General features: G+C 63.6%; 16 protein-coding genes. 4 read left to right on the forward strand and 12 right to left on the reverse strand.

What is annotated here, in order from left to right; all coding sequences use genetic code 11:
• Positions 1 to 226 precede the first annotated feature (226 nt).
• Positions 227 to 862 (reverse strand): transposase, encoded by a 636-nt coding sequence (locus tag R2APBS1_RS19720; RefSeq protein WP_236126953.1) that lies wholly within the window; start codon positions 860 to 862, stop codon positions 227 to 229.
• Positions 863 to 1,225: 363 nt separating this feature from the next.
• Between R2APBS1_RS19720 and R2APBS1_RS12385 the strand changes: the two genes are divergently transcribed.
• Positions 1,226 to 3,601 (forward strand): TonB-dependent receptor plug domain-containing protein, encoded by a 2,376-nt coding sequence (locus tag R2APBS1_RS12385; protein WP_015448171.1) that lies wholly within the window; start codon positions 1,226 to 1,228, stop codon positions 3,599 to 3,601.
• A gap of 19 nt (positions 3,602 to 3,620) precedes the next feature.
• Here R2APBS1_RS12385 and R2APBS1_RS12390 read toward each other — a convergent pair whose 3' ends face one another.
• From R2APBS1_RS12390 to R2APBS1_RS12440, 11 genes are all read right to left on the reverse strand, one after another.
• On the reverse strand, positions 3,621 to 4,040 hold the full coding sequence (locus tag R2APBS1_RS12390) for a transposase (protein ID WP_015448172.1): 420 nt from the start codon (positions 4,038 to 4,040) through the stop codon (positions 3,621 to 3,623).
• 99 nt (positions 4,041 to 4,139) lie between these two features.
• The gene (locus tag R2APBS1_RS12395) at positions 4,140 to 4,976 is read right to left on the reverse strand and encodes an arginase family protein (protein ID WP_015448173.1); all 837 of its coding nucleotides are present in this window, start codon (positions 4,974 to 4,976) and stop codon (positions 4,140 to 4,142) included.
• 39 nt (positions 4,977 to 5,015) lie between these two features.
• The gene (locus tag R2APBS1_RS12400) at positions 5,016 to 5,735 is read right to left on the reverse strand and encodes a transposase (protein ID WP_015448174.1); all 720 of its coding nucleotides are present in this window, start codon (positions 5,733 to 5,735) and stop codon (positions 5,016 to 5,018) included.
• Positions 5,736 to 5,905: 170 nt separating this feature from the next.
• Entirely contained in the window at positions 5,906 to 6,520 is a 615-nt protein-coding gene (locus R2APBS1_RS20165) for a hypothetical protein (RefSeq protein ID WP_015448175.1), read from the reverse strand.
• Between the two features lie 99 nt (positions 6,521 to 6,619).
• Positions 6,620 to 7,096, reverse strand: a complete 477-nt coding sequence (locus R2APBS1_RS12410) for a TIR domain-containing protein (RefSeq protein ID WP_015448176.1) — start codon at positions 7,094 to 7,096, stop codon at positions 6,620 to 6,622.
• Positions 7,093 to 8,523, reverse strand: coding sequence for an SIR2 family protein (locus tag R2APBS1_RS12415; protein ID WP_015448177.1), 1,431 nt, complete (start codon positions 8,521 to 8,523; stop codon positions 7,093 to 7,095). Before R2APBS1_RS12415 ends, R2APBS1_RS12410 begins: the two co-directional genes overlap by 4 nt.
• A gap of 189 nt (positions 8,524 to 8,712) precedes the next feature.
• Positions 8,713 to 8,916 (reverse strand): hypothetical protein, encoded by a 204-nt coding sequence (locus R2APBS1_RS12420; protein ID WP_015448178.1) that lies wholly within the window; start codon positions 8,914 to 8,916, stop codon positions 8,713 to 8,715.
• On the reverse strand, positions 8,879 to 9,418 hold the full coding sequence (locus R2APBS1_RS12425; RefSeq protein ID WP_015448179.1) for a nucleotidyltransferase family protein: 540 nt from the start codon (positions 9,416 to 9,418) through the stop codon (positions 8,879 to 8,881). Before R2APBS1_RS12425 ends, R2APBS1_RS12420 begins: the two co-directional genes overlap by 38 nt.
• Before the next feature lie 3 nt (positions 9,419 to 9,421).
• Positions 9,422 to 13,102, reverse strand: coding sequence for a methylmalonyl-CoA mutase family protein (locus R2APBS1_RS12430; protein ID WP_015448180.1), 3,681 nt, complete (start codon positions 13,100 to 13,102; stop codon positions 9,422 to 9,424).
• A 167-nt stretch (positions 13,103 to 13,269) separates the two neighbouring features.
• Complete coding sequence (locus R2APBS1_RS12435) at positions 13,270 to 14,172, reverse strand: alpha/beta hydrolase (RefSeq protein ID WP_007511905.1); 903 nt, start codon at positions 14,170 to 14,172, stop codon at positions 13,270 to 13,272.
• Between the two features lie 10 nt (positions 14,173 to 14,182).
• The gene (locus R2APBS1_RS12440; protein ID WP_007511907.1) at positions 14,183 to 14,785 is read right to left on the reverse strand and encodes a TetR/AcrR family transcriptional regulator; all 603 of its coding nucleotides are present in this window, start codon (positions 14,783 to 14,785) and stop codon (positions 14,183 to 14,185) included.
• Positions 14,786 to 14,891: 106 nt separating this feature from the next.
• Here R2APBS1_RS12440 and R2APBS1_RS12445 point away from each other — a divergent pair, with 106 nt between their 5' ends.
• The 3 genes from R2APBS1_RS12445 to R2APBS1_RS12455 all read left to right on the forward strand — a co-directional run bounded on the left by R2APBS1_RS12445 (position 14,892) and on the right by R2APBS1_RS12455 (position 17,446).
• Positions 14,892 to 15,689, forward strand: a complete 798-nt coding sequence (locus R2APBS1_RS12445; protein WP_015448181.1) for a M48 family metallopeptidase — start codon at positions 14,892 to 14,894, stop codon at positions 15,687 to 15,689.
• A 207-nt stretch (positions 15,690 to 15,896) separates the two neighbouring features.
• Entirely contained in the window at positions 15,897 to 16,136 is a 240-nt protein-coding gene (locus tag R2APBS1_RS12450) for a YXWGXW repeat-containing protein (RefSeq protein WP_015448182.1), read from the forward strand.
• 206 nt (positions 16,137 to 16,342) lie between these two features.
• On the forward strand, positions 16,343 to 17,446 hold the full coding sequence (locus R2APBS1_RS12455; RefSeq protein WP_007511915.1) for a Glu/Leu/Phe/Val dehydrogenase dimerization domain-containing protein: 1,104 nt from the start codon (positions 16,343 to 16,345) through the stop codon (positions 17,444 to 17,446).
• Positions 17,447 to 17,493 lie beyond the last annotated feature (47 nt).

Here is a 17,493-nt window from a genome sequence, read left to right on the forward strand (position 1 = left end):
AACCCGAGGTGAGGACCTGCAACACGGCGTTCTGGCAGGTTGCCGGTGACAACCGCTGTTGTGCAAAAGGTGTCAGGGACAATTTGAACATCCCTGCGGCGAGACCGGGACCGGGACGGAGGAAGTTAAATCCCGTTCCGGTGTCCTTCAAAGCTTGAGCTTGTGTATTCTCGCACCAGCTGCCGCTCCCTCGCCGACCACACCGGGCAGAACGCCTCAACTACAACTAAAGCGGGTCAGAGCCCGTTCCATCAGATTCACTGCTGCGTCTCGGGCGGTGCGCAGGGCGGACGCTGGCGCAACGGCCCATCATCACCTCTATCTCGCGCTGGAATCGCGGCGAACCAAGCACGCGTTGCTGTTGGACATAGGCACGAATCTCGGCCAGACGATCCGCGCTCAATGCATCCTTGAGTAATGCTCGATAGGCGACGCAACGTTCCGCCGCATCAGCGCCAAGACGCAGGTATTCCGCGTGTGGGACCACCATCGCGTCTGGCAGCAATTGCGCATTAGCGTGATAGCTCGACCACGCATGGTTCCCCGGGTCAGCCACCATGGCGGCACGGACCGGGTTCAACTCGATATAGCGATAACAGCTAAGCAGGTAGCGCTCGGTATCGACCAGACAAGACTTGCAGCGGCCTTCCCACAACGTGCCGGTTCGTCGATACCGCCCGTTGATGTAACCCACGTATTGCCGACCGAGCCACTGCATCATCCGCGACACCGCACCAGCCGATGAGGGTGTCACCAGCACATGCACGTGATTGGTCATCAACACATACGCGTGCACCACACAGCCGTAACGGATGGCGGATTCCCGCAACCCGGCGAGGTAACGACGATAGTCGTCCTCCACGTAGAAACACGGCTGTCGATCGTTCCCTCGCTGCACGACATGTGCGGCACGTCCGCAAGATCTGGCCTGGGTTGGCGGGGCATCCGGCTTCTCCGTGGCAAACACCACGTCAGCCTGGCAACCCATCGCCGCCCCGCCTATCAGGCTTCCCTCGCCCCCACGTCAGCCCGGCCAAACCTTCTTGGTAAGGGGCTCTGACCCGGTTAGCTTCTCGTACGGGTTTGCGGGGGGCAGCGCGGGATGCGTGCTGACTTGCATCATGTGCGTTTGGATGGCTGAGCGTTACTATGCCGCGGTTTTGCGCAGACGATGGCCGGGCAACGATGCCCGGTCAGCGCGCGTGGTCAACAAGGAAATTCGCTCATGTTTCTTCGAATCAGTACTCTGGCGCTCGCCGTCGCTGGTGCGCTCGGTGCCAGCTCGGTCGCGTGCGCGCAGGACACCGGCGCCGTACCACCAGCTACCAACCTGCAGACGGTGGTGGTCACCGGTACGCGTACGCTCGACCGCACCATGGCCGACTCGCTCGCCCCCGTCGATGTGTTGACGACGGCCGATATCACGGCGACCGGCGCCACGGATCTGCCCAGCGCGTTGAACGTGTTGCTGCCGTCGTTCAATTTCCCGCAGGCCACTTTGTCGGACGCCACCGATGCCAACCTGCCGGCGCAATTGCGCGGGCTGTCGCCGGATCAGACCCTGGTGTTGATCAACGGCAAGCGGCAACATCCCACGGCCACGCTCAACAACGTTGAAGTGATGGGGCGTGGGTCGTCGCCGGTTGATCTGTCGGCGATTCCGCTCAATGCCATCGAACGGATCGAGGTGCTGCGCGATGGCGCCGCCGCGCAGTACGGTTCGGACGCGATTGCCGGCGTCATCAACATCATCCTGAAGCAGGGGCCCGGGCACGGCTCGGTCGACGTGGGGCGAGGCATGTGGGCGGGCAGGCAGGGCGGTACGTCGACGGCGGGCGCTGACGCCGGCTTCCGCGTTGGCGACGGCTGGCTGCGCGTTGCGGCCAACTACCAGAACCAGGACCCGACCAATCATGCCGCTGTCGATCGCCTGTTTCCCGGCGATTCCAGTTACGGCCGCGTCACCTTCCACTACGGCATGCCCGAGAAGATCGCCAGGCAGGCCGCCATCAACGGCGAATATCCGCTCGGTGAGCACGCGACGCTGTATGTGGCGAGCCTGTTCAACAAGCGCGATGTGAGTTCGCCGGGTTTCTTTCGCTGGCTGCCCATGTACGAGGGTGCGAGCCCCGCGGCCGCAGCGGTTTACCCGAACGGCTTTTTGCCGGTGGAGAACAGCGCGATCCGCGATGACACCTCGCAACTCGGTGTGCGCGGTGAAGTGGCCGGCTGGCATTACGACGTGGGCGCGGCGACCGGTGGCAACCACTGGAAACTCGACACCTCGAATACCTTCAACTATTCGCTTGGTGCCGACTCGCCCACCGCGTTCTACATCGGCACGCTGACGCTGCGGCAGAACCAGCTCAGTGCGGACTTCAACCGCGATTTCGACATGCCGTGGCAACACGCACTCGGCGTGGCGTGGGGCTTGATCACGCGCGAGGAGACTTTCGCGATCAAACCCGGTGATTCGGCCTCCTATGCCGGTGCTGGCGCGCAGGTGTTTCCCGGCTATCAACCCACCGATGCCGGCTCGCACAGCCGTCACAACCAAGCCGCTTACGTCGATCTGGAAACCGATTTCACCGACAAGTTCTCGGCTGGGCTTGCCGCGCGGCAGGAGCATTACAGCGACTTCGGCAACACCGCGTCGTGGAAGCTTTCGGGTCGCTACACGATCACACCGGTGGTCGCGCTGCGCGCCTCCGCGTCGACCGGCTTCCGTGCGCCGTCGCTGCAGCAGGAGTACTACTCCGATACCGCCATCGACATCATCAATGCCAGCTCGGGTCACCAGAGCTTGACCACGGTGCGTACTTTCCCGGTTGCTGATCCGGCCGCCATCGCGTTGGGCGCCCAGCCGCTCAAGCCTGAGCGCTCGCGCGATTACAGCGCCGGGCTGGTGCTGACGCCGGGGTTCGGCCCTTACGCCACGCTGGATTTCTACCAGGTGGATATCAGTGACCGCATCATCCTCAGCGAAGATCTGACCGGTCCGGTGGTTGAGGATTACCTCACCTCGGTGGGCATCCCGTTCGTCAGCGGTGGTCGCTTCTTCACCAATGCGGTCAATACGCGTACGCGCGGCGTGGATCTCGTCGGCACGTGGCCGCTCACCTTTGGCGCGAACGATCTCAAGTTCACGGGCGGCTACAGCCACAACCAGACGACGATTCGCCACATTCGCGCCAACCCACCGCAACTCGGCCTCGCCGGGCTTGAGTTGCCGGTGATCGGGCGCGAGGAGGCGGGCATCATCACCGAGGGTAGCCCGCACAATAAGGCGTTTGTCGGCGCGAACTGGCGTCGTGATAAGTGGACGCTGCACGCGCAGCTGACCCGCTACGGTGCGTTCACCTTTGTGGTACCGGTGCTGCCGGGCGATCAGACCTACGCCGCGCGCACGCTCACCGATCTCTCCGCCAGCTACCGCGTGGGCAACTGGACGGCGACGTTGGGTGCGAACAACCTGTTCAATGTCTACCCGCAGCACAGCAGCCCGACCAACGATTTCTATGGTCTGCTGCCGTACCCGGAAGGCTCGCCGTTCGGCTTTAGTGGTCGCTACGTGCACGTCAACCTTGGCTATCGCTGGTAAGCGATGCCGGCAAAAGGTATCAGGGACAATTTGAACGATAGCTCGACCACGAGTACTCGTTCGGCTGGGCCACCATCCACGCGCGAACCGGATTGAGCTCGATGTAGCGACTGCAGGCCAGAAAGTAGCGCCCCGAGTCCACCAGGCACGCCTTGTAGCGCCCTTCCCACAGCGTCCCCGTGCGCCCGTGCCGACCATTGAACGAGCCGACGTAGTTGCGCGCAAAAGTGTGCATCAGCCGCGACACCCCACCCGCCTCGTCAGGCGTCAGCAGCAAGTGCACGTGGTTATTCATCAGCACATAGGCATGCAGCCTGCAGCCGAACCGCAACAGCGCCTGCCGCAGGCATTGCAGATAGCGCTGGCGATCCTCATCGTCCAGAAAACATGGCAGACGATTGTTGCCCCCGCTGCACCACGTGCTGCGGAACGCCGGCAAGTTCGAAGCGTGGAAGTCGGGCCATGCCGGACAGGATCACTCAGCGCCCGCGATCAGTGCGAGCCGCGCCAGACCCTCATCCCACCAGCCCATCTGCTGTCAGAAATTGTCCCTGACACCTTTTTGCAGCGGCCTTGCGGCCTTGCATAGCCGTTCGACGAAGCCACTGCCGTGCCGCGCAGCGCGTTCGTCCGAAGGTGCAAACTCGGTGATCGTCAGACCGACCAGATCGGCGGCCACGCTGCGCACCAAGGCAAGCCCGGCGTCGAACGGCAGCTTGCCATCGGGATAGGCAACGTGCGGGAATTCAGCAGGATCGAGCGCGTCCAGATCGAAATGAATGTGGATGGGCCCCGAACCGACCTGTTCGGCGATGCGTTGCCCGGGTTCCAGCCACCTCAGGTCACGAGCTCGCTGGAACGCCCAATCGCCCTCATCGCCAACATGTGCCGAGAAATAACGGAATTGTGTCGGTAACAGCGGTGTCGAAAGCAACGCCTGCAGCTCGACCGGAGCGGAACCCAGGATCGCGGCCACCGGCATGCCGTGGAAATTGCCGCTGGGCGTCGTGTTCACCGTGTTCGCGTCGAGATGCGCGTCCACCCAGATCACGGTCAGGTCCGGATATCGTCGACGCAGGTAGTCGATGACCGCAATATCGCAGGCGCAATCCCCGCCGGCGGTCAGGATGCGCCTGGGCTGCCTCGCATCAAGGATCGCCTGAGCCGAACGGAATTGCTCGGCGATCGCTGTCCAGCGCCGGACACCGCCGCTGGCCTCGCCCCCGCCAGCCTCCGGGACACGCTCGAGTGGCCCGTAGTTGCGGCAGACATCGGCCGCGGCCTGCGCGCCCCGACGCAGGTGTTCCGGGCGTCCCGAGCCTTGCCATTGCGGATAGGACAGCACCAGATCGAATGGATGATCGACAGCTTGCACGATTTCGCCCCCCCGAATCAAAGCGGGTCAGAGCCCGAATCAAAGCGGGTCAGAGCCCGTTCCGAAAGCATCTTTGTTCCGTCGCGGGCGGTGGGCGGCACGGACGCTGGCACAACGGCCGATCATCGCCTCGATCTCGCGCTGGAATCGCGGCGTGCCAAGCGCGCGCTGCTGCTGCACGTACGCACGAATCTGGGCCAGGCGATCATCGTCCAATACTTCCTTGAACAGTTGCCGGTAGGCAACGCAGCGTTCCGACACATCGGTACCAAGACGCAGATATTCGACGTGCGGCACTACCACTTTGTCCGGCAACGCCTGCGCGTTGGCACGGTAGCTTGACCACGCATAATCGGCCGGATCGGACACCATGGCTGCCCGCACAGGGTTCAGTTCGATATAACGATAGCAGGTGAGCAGGTAGCGCTCGGTATCGACCAGGCAGGACTTGTAGCGGCCTTCCCACAACGTGCCGGTACGCCGATACCGTCCGTTGATGTAGCCCACATACTGACGACCCAGCCACTGCATCATCCGCGACACCGCGCCAGCCGACGACGGTGTCACCAGCAAGTGCACGTGGTTGGTCATCAGTACGTACGCATGTACCGAACAGCCATAGCGGATGGCCGATTCGCGCAATCCGGCAAGATAACGTCGGTAGTCGTCTGTCACGTAAAAGCATGGCTGACGATCATTGCCCCGCTGAACCACATGCTGCGGAACACCGGCAAGATCAGGTCTGGGTTGGCGCGGCATCCGGAGTCTCCTCGTCACCGCTCCAGCCTGCCAAGCCGACCACGTCCTGCCCATCAGCCTCCGCCCCTCACCACGTCAGCCGCCACGAACCGTGCTTGTAAGGGGCTCTGACCCGGTTACGCGAGGGACGAGGCTTAATTAGCCACGCCCCTTTATTCGTCCTTGTTTGTTCATTCCTGTTTCGAGTTTAGCTTCTTCAGCAAATCGGAGGCCGTCCCGAGACGTTGGCGACGCAGCGTGATCCAACGCATAGCATTCATCGCAAGGGATGCGTTGTGTTTCGCAATTTGCTCCTCTTGGCGCTGCAGGTATTCCGGAATCTTGGCGATTGTCTCATCAATGTACCGTGCAGCCTGATCCGCCTCATTCGCTCGCACTTCGATACCAATCACGAGATTATTTTCCCGAATATCGCCGCGAGGTGGATTCATGCCCCAAGGATTGGTGCGAAGATGCCAAAGTTCGGGATCACCATTGAACGGGAAGGACTTGGTGGCTGCCAATCCCTGGACGCGAATAGGCCCCCTCTCGAAACCGAACTGATCATGGACCTCTATTTGACACTCACGAACGCTCGCTGTCCCTGCGTTGAAATCAACAGTGAGAGCCTGGAGGGCTTCCCGTTCGGCAATTTGTTTGGCGATTTCCTCATCAGATTTTTTGGAAAAGAAGTCTTCGGAAAGAGCGTCGACCTTGCCACGAAGTTGCTCAACCCGATGCCTCAGCACAGCATCGAGGTCAACCTGATCTCGCCGATAAAAAAGTAGCTCTCCTAAAACTGCCATCTTTCACCCCCCTACAATTAATATTACTTCTTCCAGTTCGATTAAAATAAACTAAACACTGTTCGTTCGTTATAAGTGGCTTGACCCACCTACTTTTTTTCAGATGCGTTGACGCTTGGCAGCTGCGATCCAGCTCTCGATATTGTCCTTGATGTCGTTGTAGGCATCCGACGATTTCGGGTCGTATACGAGGGGCTTGATTACGACACCGTTGTGGCTGAAATTAAAGGCATCAAACGGATTTGAGCCTTTCGTGCTCGCGCCATCGTTCATGGACTTGAGGTTGTGGATATGGATGCCGAAGATCGGCTTTCCCAGCTCCCACGCGCGCTTCATTTCGTACTTAACCCATTTTCTACCGGCAGTCGCCGCACCGATGAGGACGATGACTACATCCTTATTTTTCATGTTTTTTTCGATCCACGCCTCCACGCCGCTGTCCGTCTTTTTGAGAGTCTCCCAGACATTCGGCTCGACCGGCTCATCCCCGGTGACCACCCCCATGTTGCGAATCATCTGCACGCGCATCACGTCGTTGTCGAAATGAAAGCTGTAAAACACGTCTGGCTTGCTCATTTGCCTATCCTCTCCATGAATTTCAAAACAACGCCAATCAGGGCCTCGGCGTCTTTGCCGGCTGCCTCAAGCTCTTTGACCGAGTCCGCTATCCACCCGCGTTGACCGTAGACGTGCGCCACGTCGGCGAGCACGTCGCCGGCAAGATCCGCCGCGACAAATCCTGTGGCCGCAATCGGAAGCGGGACGACGCCCAGCTCGCGGGCGATGTCATATTCGGCACGCACTCCACCTGCCTTGACCACCTTCCCGTCCACGACCTTGTTACCGAAGACGAAAATCGCGGTTCCCGCGAGGGCAATCATGCGGCGGCGATAGCTGTCCCACAAAACCGGAAGATCTTTTCCGTTGCTGGCAAACTGCGGGAATGGGCGCATGACTAGCTGGTCTTCGCTGTACTTCGCCGGTTCGAGGTAGATGGTTTCTAATGCGCCATTGATGACAGCGCTTCCGACGCCCCACCCGAACCCCGTGATCACGCGATAGCCACCCCTGATCAGGGCGGCTGACAGACGGTGCAGAAGTCCTTGGGCCTCCTCCATGGCCCAGTCCCCGAATTCGTGTGCACTCCCGGAGATAAAAACCGTCTTCATCCGATAGCGCTCTTCGATGGCGGCGAGGATGCGTGGAATGTCCTCGTACTCATCAACCTCAAGAGCGGTGATGCCATACCGGTGAAGGTCGTCATTGCGAAGCTTCTCGCGACGTGTACGGTAATTGACCGAGGCCTCCGACTCACCCTCTTCAGCCACGACCTTACGCACAAAGCAGTAGTGCTCGCGAGAGGGCTCTGCTGGCAGCCGGCTCAGGACGTAATCGAGGTTAGGATCAGTAAAACTGAAGCCGATGAACAGGAACGTCTTGGTAACCAGATCGCCGCGAAGTGCCGTGATGAAGCCTTCGTGGGTCTTGTGGTACTGCTCGTATTGCGACTTGTAGAGAATCGCCTTCTTAGGATCCGAAGCGTCTCCGTGCATCTTGTAAATGACAGCGTCCCGGCGTGGCCGCGTATTGCTCAACTGGTCGACGTTGAACTTCACATCTGCGATGCGAAATGCCCGTTCGAGTGCTTTCTCAATGAGTGCGTCGTAGTTGGTCGTCCACCATGTCGGGATCGGCAAGCGCGCAAGGATGCGATGCGACTCGGTCTCCTCTGCCTGGTGAGAAAACTCCTCGATGATTTTTCGGACGAGGCCCGCCGGGCCCTTTTTTAAGTTGTAGTGATACTGGGCAACTGCGATGAGGTCATGCTCAAGCTGCAGCTCAAGTCCGAGCTCCTCTGCGATGTCATGAAGGAGTTCCTTCCAGTCAACGTACCCTGCACCGCGGGACATGCCCGCCCCCGCAAAGATTGCTCCTGTACCGTTGGCAATCTGGCCAACGAAATCTTTGATGAACGCTTCAATTTCCCTGCTGAATCCGGCCACGCCTCACTCCTGTTAGACACCTTCATACTAGACGATATGCCGTCCTTCCAAATCGTCGAGTCAACTGCACCACAGAAAAAGATCATTGCTCATGGCTTGCTCGCGCAGCGAGTGGCGCAACTTCCTTATCGCCTCTCAAATGAGGGACCGGAAAATGGGACGGAGGAAGTTAAATCCTGCTGGCGTTCTTCAAAGCTTGAACTCGAACTGCTTCGCCATCGGGTGCTCCCCCCTCGGCCACACCGGGCACAACGCCTCCACCGCCTCCATCAACTCTACCCAATCCGACAGATCGCCCCTGCCCACCTGCACGACATCCAGCACGTCGCTGCCGACCAACGGCTCGCGGACACCTTCATGCTTTGTCGTTGGCGATTTCGGCGAGTAGTTCATCCAGCATCTCCTGGCGATCGAACAGCGCGAAGTACCCCTGCACTTCCTGCATGTTGAGCCGGCCACGCTGCGCGCGCAACAGCGCGCGGATATCGTCGAGGTCGCGCGTGCGGGATGGGTTGTTGACCAGCGCCTGCAGCTTGAAGCCGATCAGGCCTTCGGCGCTGATGACGCGCAGCGGTCCCATGGCCGTGGAACGCTCCTCGGCGTCGGCGAGCAGGCGTCGTGCCGTCGGGCGATGCGCATACAGCAGATCCAGGCCCTCGTCCTCGCGGACATAGTTGGCTGCATCCTCGCTGCGATGGACGCAGCGGTAGCCGAGCGCCAGCAGGATCTCGTTCAGCCGATCTGCATCGGCCGCGTCGGCGAGAAAATCCACATCGCGGGTGGCGCGCACCACCTGGTGCGCGGCCAGCGCCAAGCCTCCGATCAACGCAGGCGTGGTCTTGCAGCCAGTAAAGGCGGCAACGGCCTGCTTGATCTGCTCGACCAGGCGGGACATGGTTTACATATTGCGGCGGTATTCGCCGCCCACGTCATACAACGCATGGCTAATCTGCCCCAACGAGTTGTACTTAACCGCCTCAATCAACTGCTCAAACACATTGCGCCGGTCCCGCGCCGTCGTTTGTAGCACTTTCAAACTGTCTGAGGCCAGCGCATTGCGCGCCTCCCCATACCGCTTCACATTGGCAATCTGCGCCCCCTTCTCTTCGGGCGTCGACCGAATCAACTCGATCTCGGTAGCAATCTCCCCGCCGTGGTCCTTCGGCAGGAACGTATTTACCCCGATCAGCGGCAACGAGCCGTCGTGCTTCTTGTGCTCGTAGTACATCGACTCTTCCTGGATCTTGCCGCGCTGGTACATGGTGTCCATCGCGCCGAGCACGCCGCCGCGCTCGCTGATCGCCTCGAACTCCTTGTACACGGCTTCTTCCACCAGGTCGGTGAGGGTGTCGACGACGTAGCTGCCCTGCCACGGGTTCTCGTTGAAGTTGAGGCCGAGTTCCTTGTTGATGATCATCTGGATCGCTACGGCGCGGCGCACGCTTTCTTCGGTGGGCGTGGTGATGGCTTCGTCGTAGGCGTTGGTGTGCAGGGAGTTGCAGTTGTCGAACAGCGCGTACATCGCCTGCAGCGTGGTGCGGATGTCGTTGAACTGGATTTCCTGCGCGTGCAGCGAGCGGCCCGAGGTCTGGATGTGGTACTTCATCATCTGGCTGCGGCTGCTGGCGCCGTAGCGCTCGCGCATGGCGCGGGCCCAGATGCGGCGGGCGACGCGGCCGATCACGGTGTATTCCGGGTCCATGCCGTTGGAGAAGAAGAAGCTGAGGTTGGGCGCGAAGTCGTCTACCTTCATGCCGCGGGCGAGGTAGTACTCGACGATGGTGAAGCCGTTGCTGAGGGTGAAGGCGAGCTGGCTGATCGGGTTCGCGCCGGCTTCGGCGATGTGGTAACCGCTGATCGATACCGAGTAGAAGTTGCGCACCTTGTGGTCGACGAAGTACTGCTGGATGTCGCCCATCATGCGCAGCGCGAATTCGGTGGAGAAGATGCAGGTGTTCTGCGCCTGGTCTTCCTTCAGGATGTCGGCCTGCACGGTGCCGCGCACGCGGGTCAAGGTGTCGGCCTTGATCTGCGCGTAGGTTTCCGCGTCGACCAGTTCGTCGCCGCAGACGCCGAGCAGGCCGAGGCCCAGCCCGTCGTTACCCTTGGGCAGCTCGCCGTGGTACTGCGGGCGCGGCACGTTCGCGTACAGCTTGTCGATGTATTGCTGCGCGGCGGCCCAGCGCTGGTCGTCTGCCTTCAGGTACTTCTCGACGTTCTGGTCGATGGCAGTGTTCATGAACATCGCCAGGATCAACGGCGCGGGGCCGTTGATGGTCATCGACACGGACGTGCTGGGCGCGCTCAAGTCGAAGCCGGAGTACAGCTTCTTCATGTCGTCCAGGGTGGCGATGTTGACGCCGGAGTTGCCGATCTTGCCGTAGATATCCGGGCGCGGCGCGGGGTCTTCGCCGTACAGGGTGACCGAGTCGAACGCGGTGGACAGGCGCGTGGCGGCACCGCCCTGACTCAGGTAATGGAAGCGGCGGTTGGTGCGCTCGGGCGTGCCTTCGCCGGCGAACATGCGGGTGGGGTCTTCGCCGCTGCGGCGGTACGGGTAGACGCCGCCGGTGTACGGGTAGTGGCCCGGCAGGTTCTCGCGGCCGAGGAAGCTGACCAGTTCGCCCCAGTCCTTGGATTTGGGCGGCGCCACCTTGGGCACCTTCTGGTGGCTCAGCGACTCGCGGTAGTTGTCGACGCGGATGACCTTGTCGCGCACCTTGTATTCGTTGACGTCGGCGGTGACGGATTGGTACAGCGCCGGCCAGTCGCGCAGCTGGTGGATGGCTTCGTGGCTGAGTTCCTTGAGCGCGGCGTTGTAGCGCTGGCGCAGGAGCAGGATGCTGCGATCCACTGCATGCTCGTCGCGCTCTGGTTCTTTTTTGCCGTCATTCCGGCGCAGGCCGGAATCGCTCTTCGTCGCCGAATGCGCGGCCTTCGCACTGTGTGCTTCGTGCGCGGTGGGTGATGCGATCCCGGCCTGCGCCGGGATGACGGTTTGGGGAGTTGAGGCGTTTGGAGTAGTGACGGGCTGGTGCAAATCCGCGCTGGCGTAGAGGTCGAGCGGGCGCGGCAGCTTGGGATCGCCCAGTTCCTTCAGCGCCTCGTAGTAGTGCTGCGCCTTACTGGCGAATTCGGCCTGGTGGGCGATGGCGCTGTTGATGCTGCGGCCCTGTTCGGCGATCTCGGCGAGGTAGCGCACGCGGTTGCCGGGGATCAGCACGGTGGCGCGCGGCTCCTTCAGGGTGGTGTCGAGCTCGGGTTTCCAGTCGCAAGGTACGGCAAGAGCGACCCCACCCTGCCCTCCCCTTGAAGGGGAGGGTTCAAGATGCAGTTTTTCGCGCATCAGCCGGCATAGGTTGGCGAACATCCAGGTCACGCCCGGGTCGTTGAACTGGCTGGCGATGGTGGGATAGACCGGCACGTCTTCGTCGGCCACCTTGAACGCGGTGTGGTTGCGCTTCCACTGCTTGCGCACGTCGCGCAGCGCGTCCTCGGCGCCGCGCTTGTCGAACTTGTTCAGCACCACCAGCTCGGCGAAGTCGATCATGTCGATCTTCTCCAACTGGCTGGCGGCGCCGTAGTCGCTGGTCATCACGTAGACCGGGAAGTCGACCAGGTCGACGATCTCCGAATCACTCTGGCCGATGCCGGCGGTCTCGACGATCACCAGGTCGTAGGGCTGGCTCTTCAGGAAGTCGATGCAGTCGTGCAGCACGATGCTGGTGGCGGCGTGCTGGCGGCGGGTCGCCATCGAGCGCATGTACACGCGCTTGGAGCGCAACGAATTCATGCGGATGCGGTCGCCGAGCAGCGCACCGCCGGAACGGCGGCGGGTGGGATCGACCGCGAGCACGGCGATGCGCATGTCGGGGAACGCGTGCAGGAAGCGCAGCAGCAGCTCGTCCACCACCGACGACTTGCCGGCGCCGCCGGTGCCGGTGAGGCCGAGCACCGGGGTGTGCTTGCCGGCCAGCTTCCACTGCTTGCGCTGGTGCTCGAGTTCGGCCCCGGCGAGCTTGCCTTCCTCGATGGCCGAGAGCATGTGGCCGATCGAGATCTCGTCGTCGATGTCGACCTTGGGCAGCGTGTGCGATTCGGACCCGGCGCGCTTCGCGGCAGCGCTGCCGGCGCGCTGCACCACGTCCTCGATCATGTGCACGAGGCCCATGTGCATGCCGTCGTTGGGGTGGTAGATGCGTTCCACGCCGTAGGCTTCCAGCTCGCGAATCTCTTCCGGCGTGATGGTGCCGCCGCCGCCGCCGAACACGCGCACGTGGCCGGCGCCGCGCTCGCGCAGCATGTCGACCATGTACTTGAAGTACTCGACGTGGCCGCCCTGGTAGGACGACAGCGCGATCGCGTCGGCGTCTTCCTGCAGCGCGGCACGCACCACGTCCTCGACCGAGCGGTTGTGGCCGAGGTGGATCACCTCCGCGCCCTGGCTCTGGATGATCCGCCGCATGATGTTGATCGCCGCGTCGTGGCCATCGAACAGGCTGGCCGCGGTGACGAAACGCAGCGGGGTGGTGTCGGCCTGCGTGGCGCTGGCGGGGACGTGCTTGGCGGGGGAACTCATGGCAACTCCGACATCGGTGCTTGAACTTGCCGATTCTAGTGGATCGACAGGGAGCGCGGAGTTTTGAGCTACCACGCCGTCATCCCGGCGAAGGCCAGAAGTGCGATCCCGGCCTTCGCCGGGATGACGGCGTTATTTCCCCTGAAATTCCGGGGGAGAAGGGAAACCTACATGCGGAGCGCGAGGTCAGGACTGCCGACCACACGCGTGCCTACCTGTTCGCCGCGCATGAAAGCCAGCGCCGCCCCGATCACTTCGGGGGCATCGAGCACGCGGCGGTGGCCCAGTCCCTGCGTGGTGTGCAGCCGCGCGCCGGGCCAGTGCTGGGCGTAGCGTTCGCCCTCGCCCCACGGCACGTCCGCGTCGTCCAGGTCATGCACGATCAGCGCGGGCTGGCCCAGCGAGGGCAGCTTGCGTTCCACCCGCAGCTCGTCGATGTGCACACCGGTGCGCCGGTGCAGCCATGCGTAGAACGGCTGGCGCAGATGGCCGGCCAGGTGCACGAAGCGGAAGAAGCGCCGCGTCGCCGCCTTCATGTCGGCGGCCGGCGCCACCAGGATCAGCTGCTCGGCACGCCACGCCTCGTCCTGCGCGAGGGTGACCGCGGCACCGCCGAGCGAGTGGCCGACCGCCAGCGCGGCGTTGCCGTAGTGCGCGCCGATTGCGCGGATCGTGGCGATGAATTCCGGCAGCGTGCACAGCTGGCCGCTGCTGTGGCCGTGGCCGGGCTGGTCGAAGGTGACCACGGCCAGGCCCTGCGCGCGCAGCTGTGCCACCCACGGCAGGAAGCGCAGGCCGAAGCTGGACCAGCCGTGCGCCAGCAGCGCGTAGGGCTGGGTCGACGGGTCGCCCCAGACGTAGGTGGCGATGGTTTCGCCGCCGACCTGCAGTTCGCTGCGCTGCATGTCCGCGTCGCCCTGCGCCGCCTGCGCGCGGCGGCGGCTGCTGGCGAACGGAGTGGCGAACAGGCGCGCGGCACGGTTCACCGTGCGCTGCGGTGCGATCCGGCCGCCCAGCACGAAGCCGGTGCGCACGGTAGTGAGCTTGAGTCGGTCGATGACGGTGGACATGGGTCTCGCCTCAGGTTTGCCAGCTGCGCCACAGGCGCTCGAAGGCCGCTCGCGTAAGGCAGCCGGCTTCATCGAACCCGAACAGCCCGGCGTCGTGGTGCAGGCCGAGCATCAGGGCGTAGATCTCGAAGGCGAGCTGGGCGACGTCGGTGTCGCTGCGCAGGTGGCCCAGTTCGACCGCCTGCGCGATCGCCTTCTGCAGTTCGTCGCGCCAGCCGGCCTGCTGCCGCACCACGCCGTCGTGCAGCGCGCCGTCGCGGCCGTCGTATTCGCTGACGGCGGACAGCAGCACGCAGCCGCTCTGGTGCTCGCGGCCCCACTCGAACCAGTTCGCCACGATCGCGCGCAGCCGCGGCAGGCCGCGCGGCTGCTGCAGCGCCGGCAGCAGCACCCGGGTCACGAAGCGCTGGCGGCCGGTGTCGAGCACGGCCAGCTGCAGGTCTTCGCGTGAACCGAAGTGGGCGAACACGCCGCTCTTGGACATGCCCACGTCCACCGCCAAGCCGCCGATCGACAGGCCTTCCAGCCCGCCGTTGCAGGCCAGCGCGTAGGCGTGGTCGAGGATGGTGTCGCGGGTGGCCGCGCGCTTGCCGGGGTGGGTTGCGATCGTCATGGCTGCATAAATAGCACGATCGTTCGTTCTATATCAAGCGACAGTCACGCGGCCTCGGCAGACCTTGTAGGTATGCTTTGCCGCTGCAAGCCAAGGAGGATCCCGCATGAAAATCCGCAACCTGAGCATCCCGCTCGCCACCGCCCTGCTGGCCGCCTGCGTCACCTCGCCGACCGGCCGCTCTCAGCTGATGATGGTGTCGGACAGCCAGATGAGCCAGATGGGCCTGAGCGCGTTCAACGACATGCGCAAGCAGGGCAAGTTCGTCGACGCGCCGCGCGAACGCGCCTACGCCACCTGCGTGTCGCACGCGCTGATCGCGGTGCTGCCGCCGCCGTGGAACGCCCAGCAGTGGGAGGTGCAGATCATCGGCGACGACACGGCCAACGCGTTCGCCCTGCCCGGCGGCCAGATCGGCGTGAACCGGGGCATGTTCAAGCTCGCCACCGACCAGGACCAGCTGGCGGTGGTGCTGGGCCACGAGCTGTCGCACGTGGTCTCGCGGCACGGTGCGGAGCGCGTGTCCGACAACATGGCGGCGCAGGCGGCGGTGGCCGCCGGCAGCATCTACGCCGGCACGCGCGGCAGCGACACCGGCAACGTCGCGGCGCTGCTCGGCGTGGGCGCGCAGGTGGGCATCCTGCTGCCGTTCTCGCGCACCCAGGAAAGCGAGGCCGACACGCTGGGCCAGCGCTATATGGCGCAGGCTGGTTTCGACCCGCGCGCGGCGGTGACGCTGTGGGACAAGATGGGCGCGCAGGGCGGCAGCAAGCCGCCGGCGTTCCTGTCCACCCACCCGTCTTCCGGCAACCGCGCGCAGGCACTGGACCGGCAGGCGCAGCAACTGCTGCCGGTGTACCAGCAGGCGCGCGCCAGCGGCCACGCGCCGAACTGCCGGCTGTAGACGGGCCTGGCCGCCATCGCCGACTGAACGGGGGACGACACCCCGTCAACTGCGCGCGCCGCTCCTCGTTTTCCGTCCTGCCTGCCGCGCCTTGCGGCGCTGACGGAGAACACCCTGACCCAAGCACTCAAGCTGGCCCTGCTGACTGGACTCGGCCTGACGTTCGCCGGCGCCCTGTATGCGCCGCCCGCTGCCGCGCGCACCCAGATGGCGGTCGGCATCAGCATCAGCGTGGCCCCGCCGCCGCCGCGTTTCGAACGGCTGCCGCCGCCACGCCGCGGTTACGTCTGGGCACCGGGCTACTGGCGCTGGAGCCCGCACGCCCATCGCCACGTGTGGGTCGACGGCGGCTGGCTCCGGCTGCATCCGGGCCGCCACTACCGCCCGGCGCACTGGGTACGCCACGGCCAGCAGTGGCGTTTCCGGCCCGGTTACTGGGGTCGCTGAGCGCTCCATACGTCCGTGACTTGTTGCGTCGCGTCACCACCCTCGGGGACGACGTACTAAACTTGTCGCTTTGATTCATCGCCCCGGCTCCGGTCGGGGCGATGAGTTTCCGGCGTTTTCATCACCCTCCGGCGGATTCCCGCGGTCTCTTCCGCCACCCTCTGTCGATGCCCACCGGCACCGTAAATCATGGAGTCACCGTTCCAATGATCTTTGAAACCATCGCCAACACGGGTCACGAAGAAGTCGTCTTCTGCCACAACAAGGACGCCGGCCTGAAGGCCATCATCGCGATCCACAACACGGTGCTGGGCCCCGCGCTCGGCGGTCTGCGCATGTGGCCGTACAAGACCGAGCAGGAGGCGGTGAACGACGTGCTGCGCCTGTCGCGCGGCATGACCTTCAAGAACGCCGTGGCCGGCCTGAACCTGGGCGGCGGCAAGGCGGTGATCATCGGCGATCCGAGCAAGGACAAGTCCGAGGCGCTGTTCCGCGCGTTCGGCCGCTTCGTCAACTCGCTCAACGGCCGCTACATCACCGCCGAGGACGTCGGCATCGACGTCAACGACATGGAATACGTGTTCCGCGAGACCGAGTACGTCACCGGCGTGCACCAGGTGCACGGCGGCTCGGGCGACCCGTCGCCGTTCACCGCCTACGGCTCGCTGCAGGGCCTGATGGCCGCGCTGCAGTTCAAGCACGGCAACGAGGACGTGGGCAAGTACAGCTACGCCGTGCAGGGCGCCGGCCACGTCGGCGGCGAGTTCATCAAGCTCTTGCGCGAACAGGGCGCCAAGGTGTTCGTCACCGACATCAACAAGGAAGCGGTGCAGCGCTGCGTGGACGAGCTGGGCTGCGAGGCGGTGGGCCTGGACGAGATCTACGACGTCGACGCCGACGTGTACTCGCCGTGCGCGCTCGGCGGCACGCTGAACGAGCAGACCATCGACCGCATCAAGGCCAAGATCATCTGCGGCCCGGCCAACAACCAGCTAGCCACCGACGCGATCGGTGACGAGCTGAACCGCCGCGGCGTGCTGTACGCGCCGGACTACGCGGTGAACGCCGGCGGCGTGATGAACGTGTCGCTGGAGATCGACGGCTACAACCGCGAGCGCGCGATGCGCATGATGCGCACGATCTACTACAACCTGGGCCGCATCTTCGAGATCTCCAAGACCGAGAACATCCCGACCTACAAGGCGGCCGACCGCCTGGCCGAGGAGCGCATCAGCGCGATCGGCAAGCTGAAGCTGTCGCACATGGGCAACGGCGGCACCCGTTTCCAGGGCCGCATGCGCGGACAGTAAGCCGCACCGATACGGGCAAGCCGGCCTTCGGCCTGCCCCCCGGTTTC

Source organism: Rhodanobacter denitrificans, assembly GCF_000230695.2.
Taxonomy (GTDB): Bacteria; Pseudomonadota; Gammaproteobacteria; order Xanthomonadales; family Rhodanobacteraceae; genus Rhodanobacter; species Rhodanobacter denitrificans.

What these genes read in the sequence shown, in the direction of transcription:
- R2APBS1_RS12385 (WP_015448171.1), top strand. Translation starts at nt 1,226, where the DNA reads ATGTTTCTTCGAATCAGTACTCTGGCGCTCGCCGTCGCTGGTGCGCTC.
- R2APBS1_RS12400 (WP_015448174.1), bottom strand. Translation starts at nt 5,735, where the DNA reads ATGCCGCGCCAACCCAGACCTGATCTTGCCGGTGTTCCGCAGCATGTG.
- R2APBS1_RS20165 (WP_015448175.1), bottom strand. Translation starts at nt 6,520, where the DNA reads ATGGCAGTTTTAGGAGAGCTACTTTTTTATCGGCGAGATCAGGTTGAC.
- R2APBS1_RS12410 (WP_015448176.1), bottom strand. Translation starts at nt 7,096, where the DNA reads ATGAGCAAGCCAGACGTGTTTTACAGCTTTCATTTCGACAACGACGTG.
- R2APBS1_RS12420 (WP_015448178.1), bottom strand. Translation starts at nt 8,916, where the DNA reads ATGAACTACTCGCCGAAATCGCCAACGACAAAGCATGAAGGTGTCCGC.
- R2APBS1_RS12425 (WP_015448179.1), bottom strand. Translation starts at nt 9,418, where the DNA reads ATGTCCCGCCTGGTCGAGCAGATCAAGCAGGCCGTTGCCGCCTTTACT.
- R2APBS1_RS12430 (WP_015448180.1), bottom strand. Translation starts at nt 13,102, where the DNA reads ATGAGTTCCCCCGCCAAGCACGTCCCCGCCAGCGCCACGCAGGCCGAC.
- R2APBS1_RS12435 (WP_007511905.1), bottom strand. Translation starts at nt 14,172, where the DNA reads ATGTCCACCGTCATCGACCGACTCAAGCTCACTACCGTGCGCACCGGC.
- R2APBS1_RS12440 (WP_007511907.1), bottom strand. Translation starts at nt 14,785, where the DNA reads ATGACGATCGCAACCCACCCCGGCAAGCGCGCGGCCACCCGCGACACC.
- R2APBS1_RS12445 (WP_015448181.1), top strand. Translation starts at nt 14,892, where the DNA reads ATGAAAATCCGCAACCTGAGCATCCCGCTCGCCACCGCCCTGCTGGCC.
- R2APBS1_RS12450 (WP_015448182.1), top strand. Translation starts at nt 15,897, where the DNA reads ATGGCGGTCGGCATCAGCATCAGCGTGGCCCCGCCGCCGCCGCGTTTC.
- R2APBS1_RS12455 (WP_007511915.1), top strand. Translation starts at nt 16,343, where the DNA reads ATGATCTTTGAAACCATCGCCAACACGGGTCACGAAGAAGTCGTCTTC.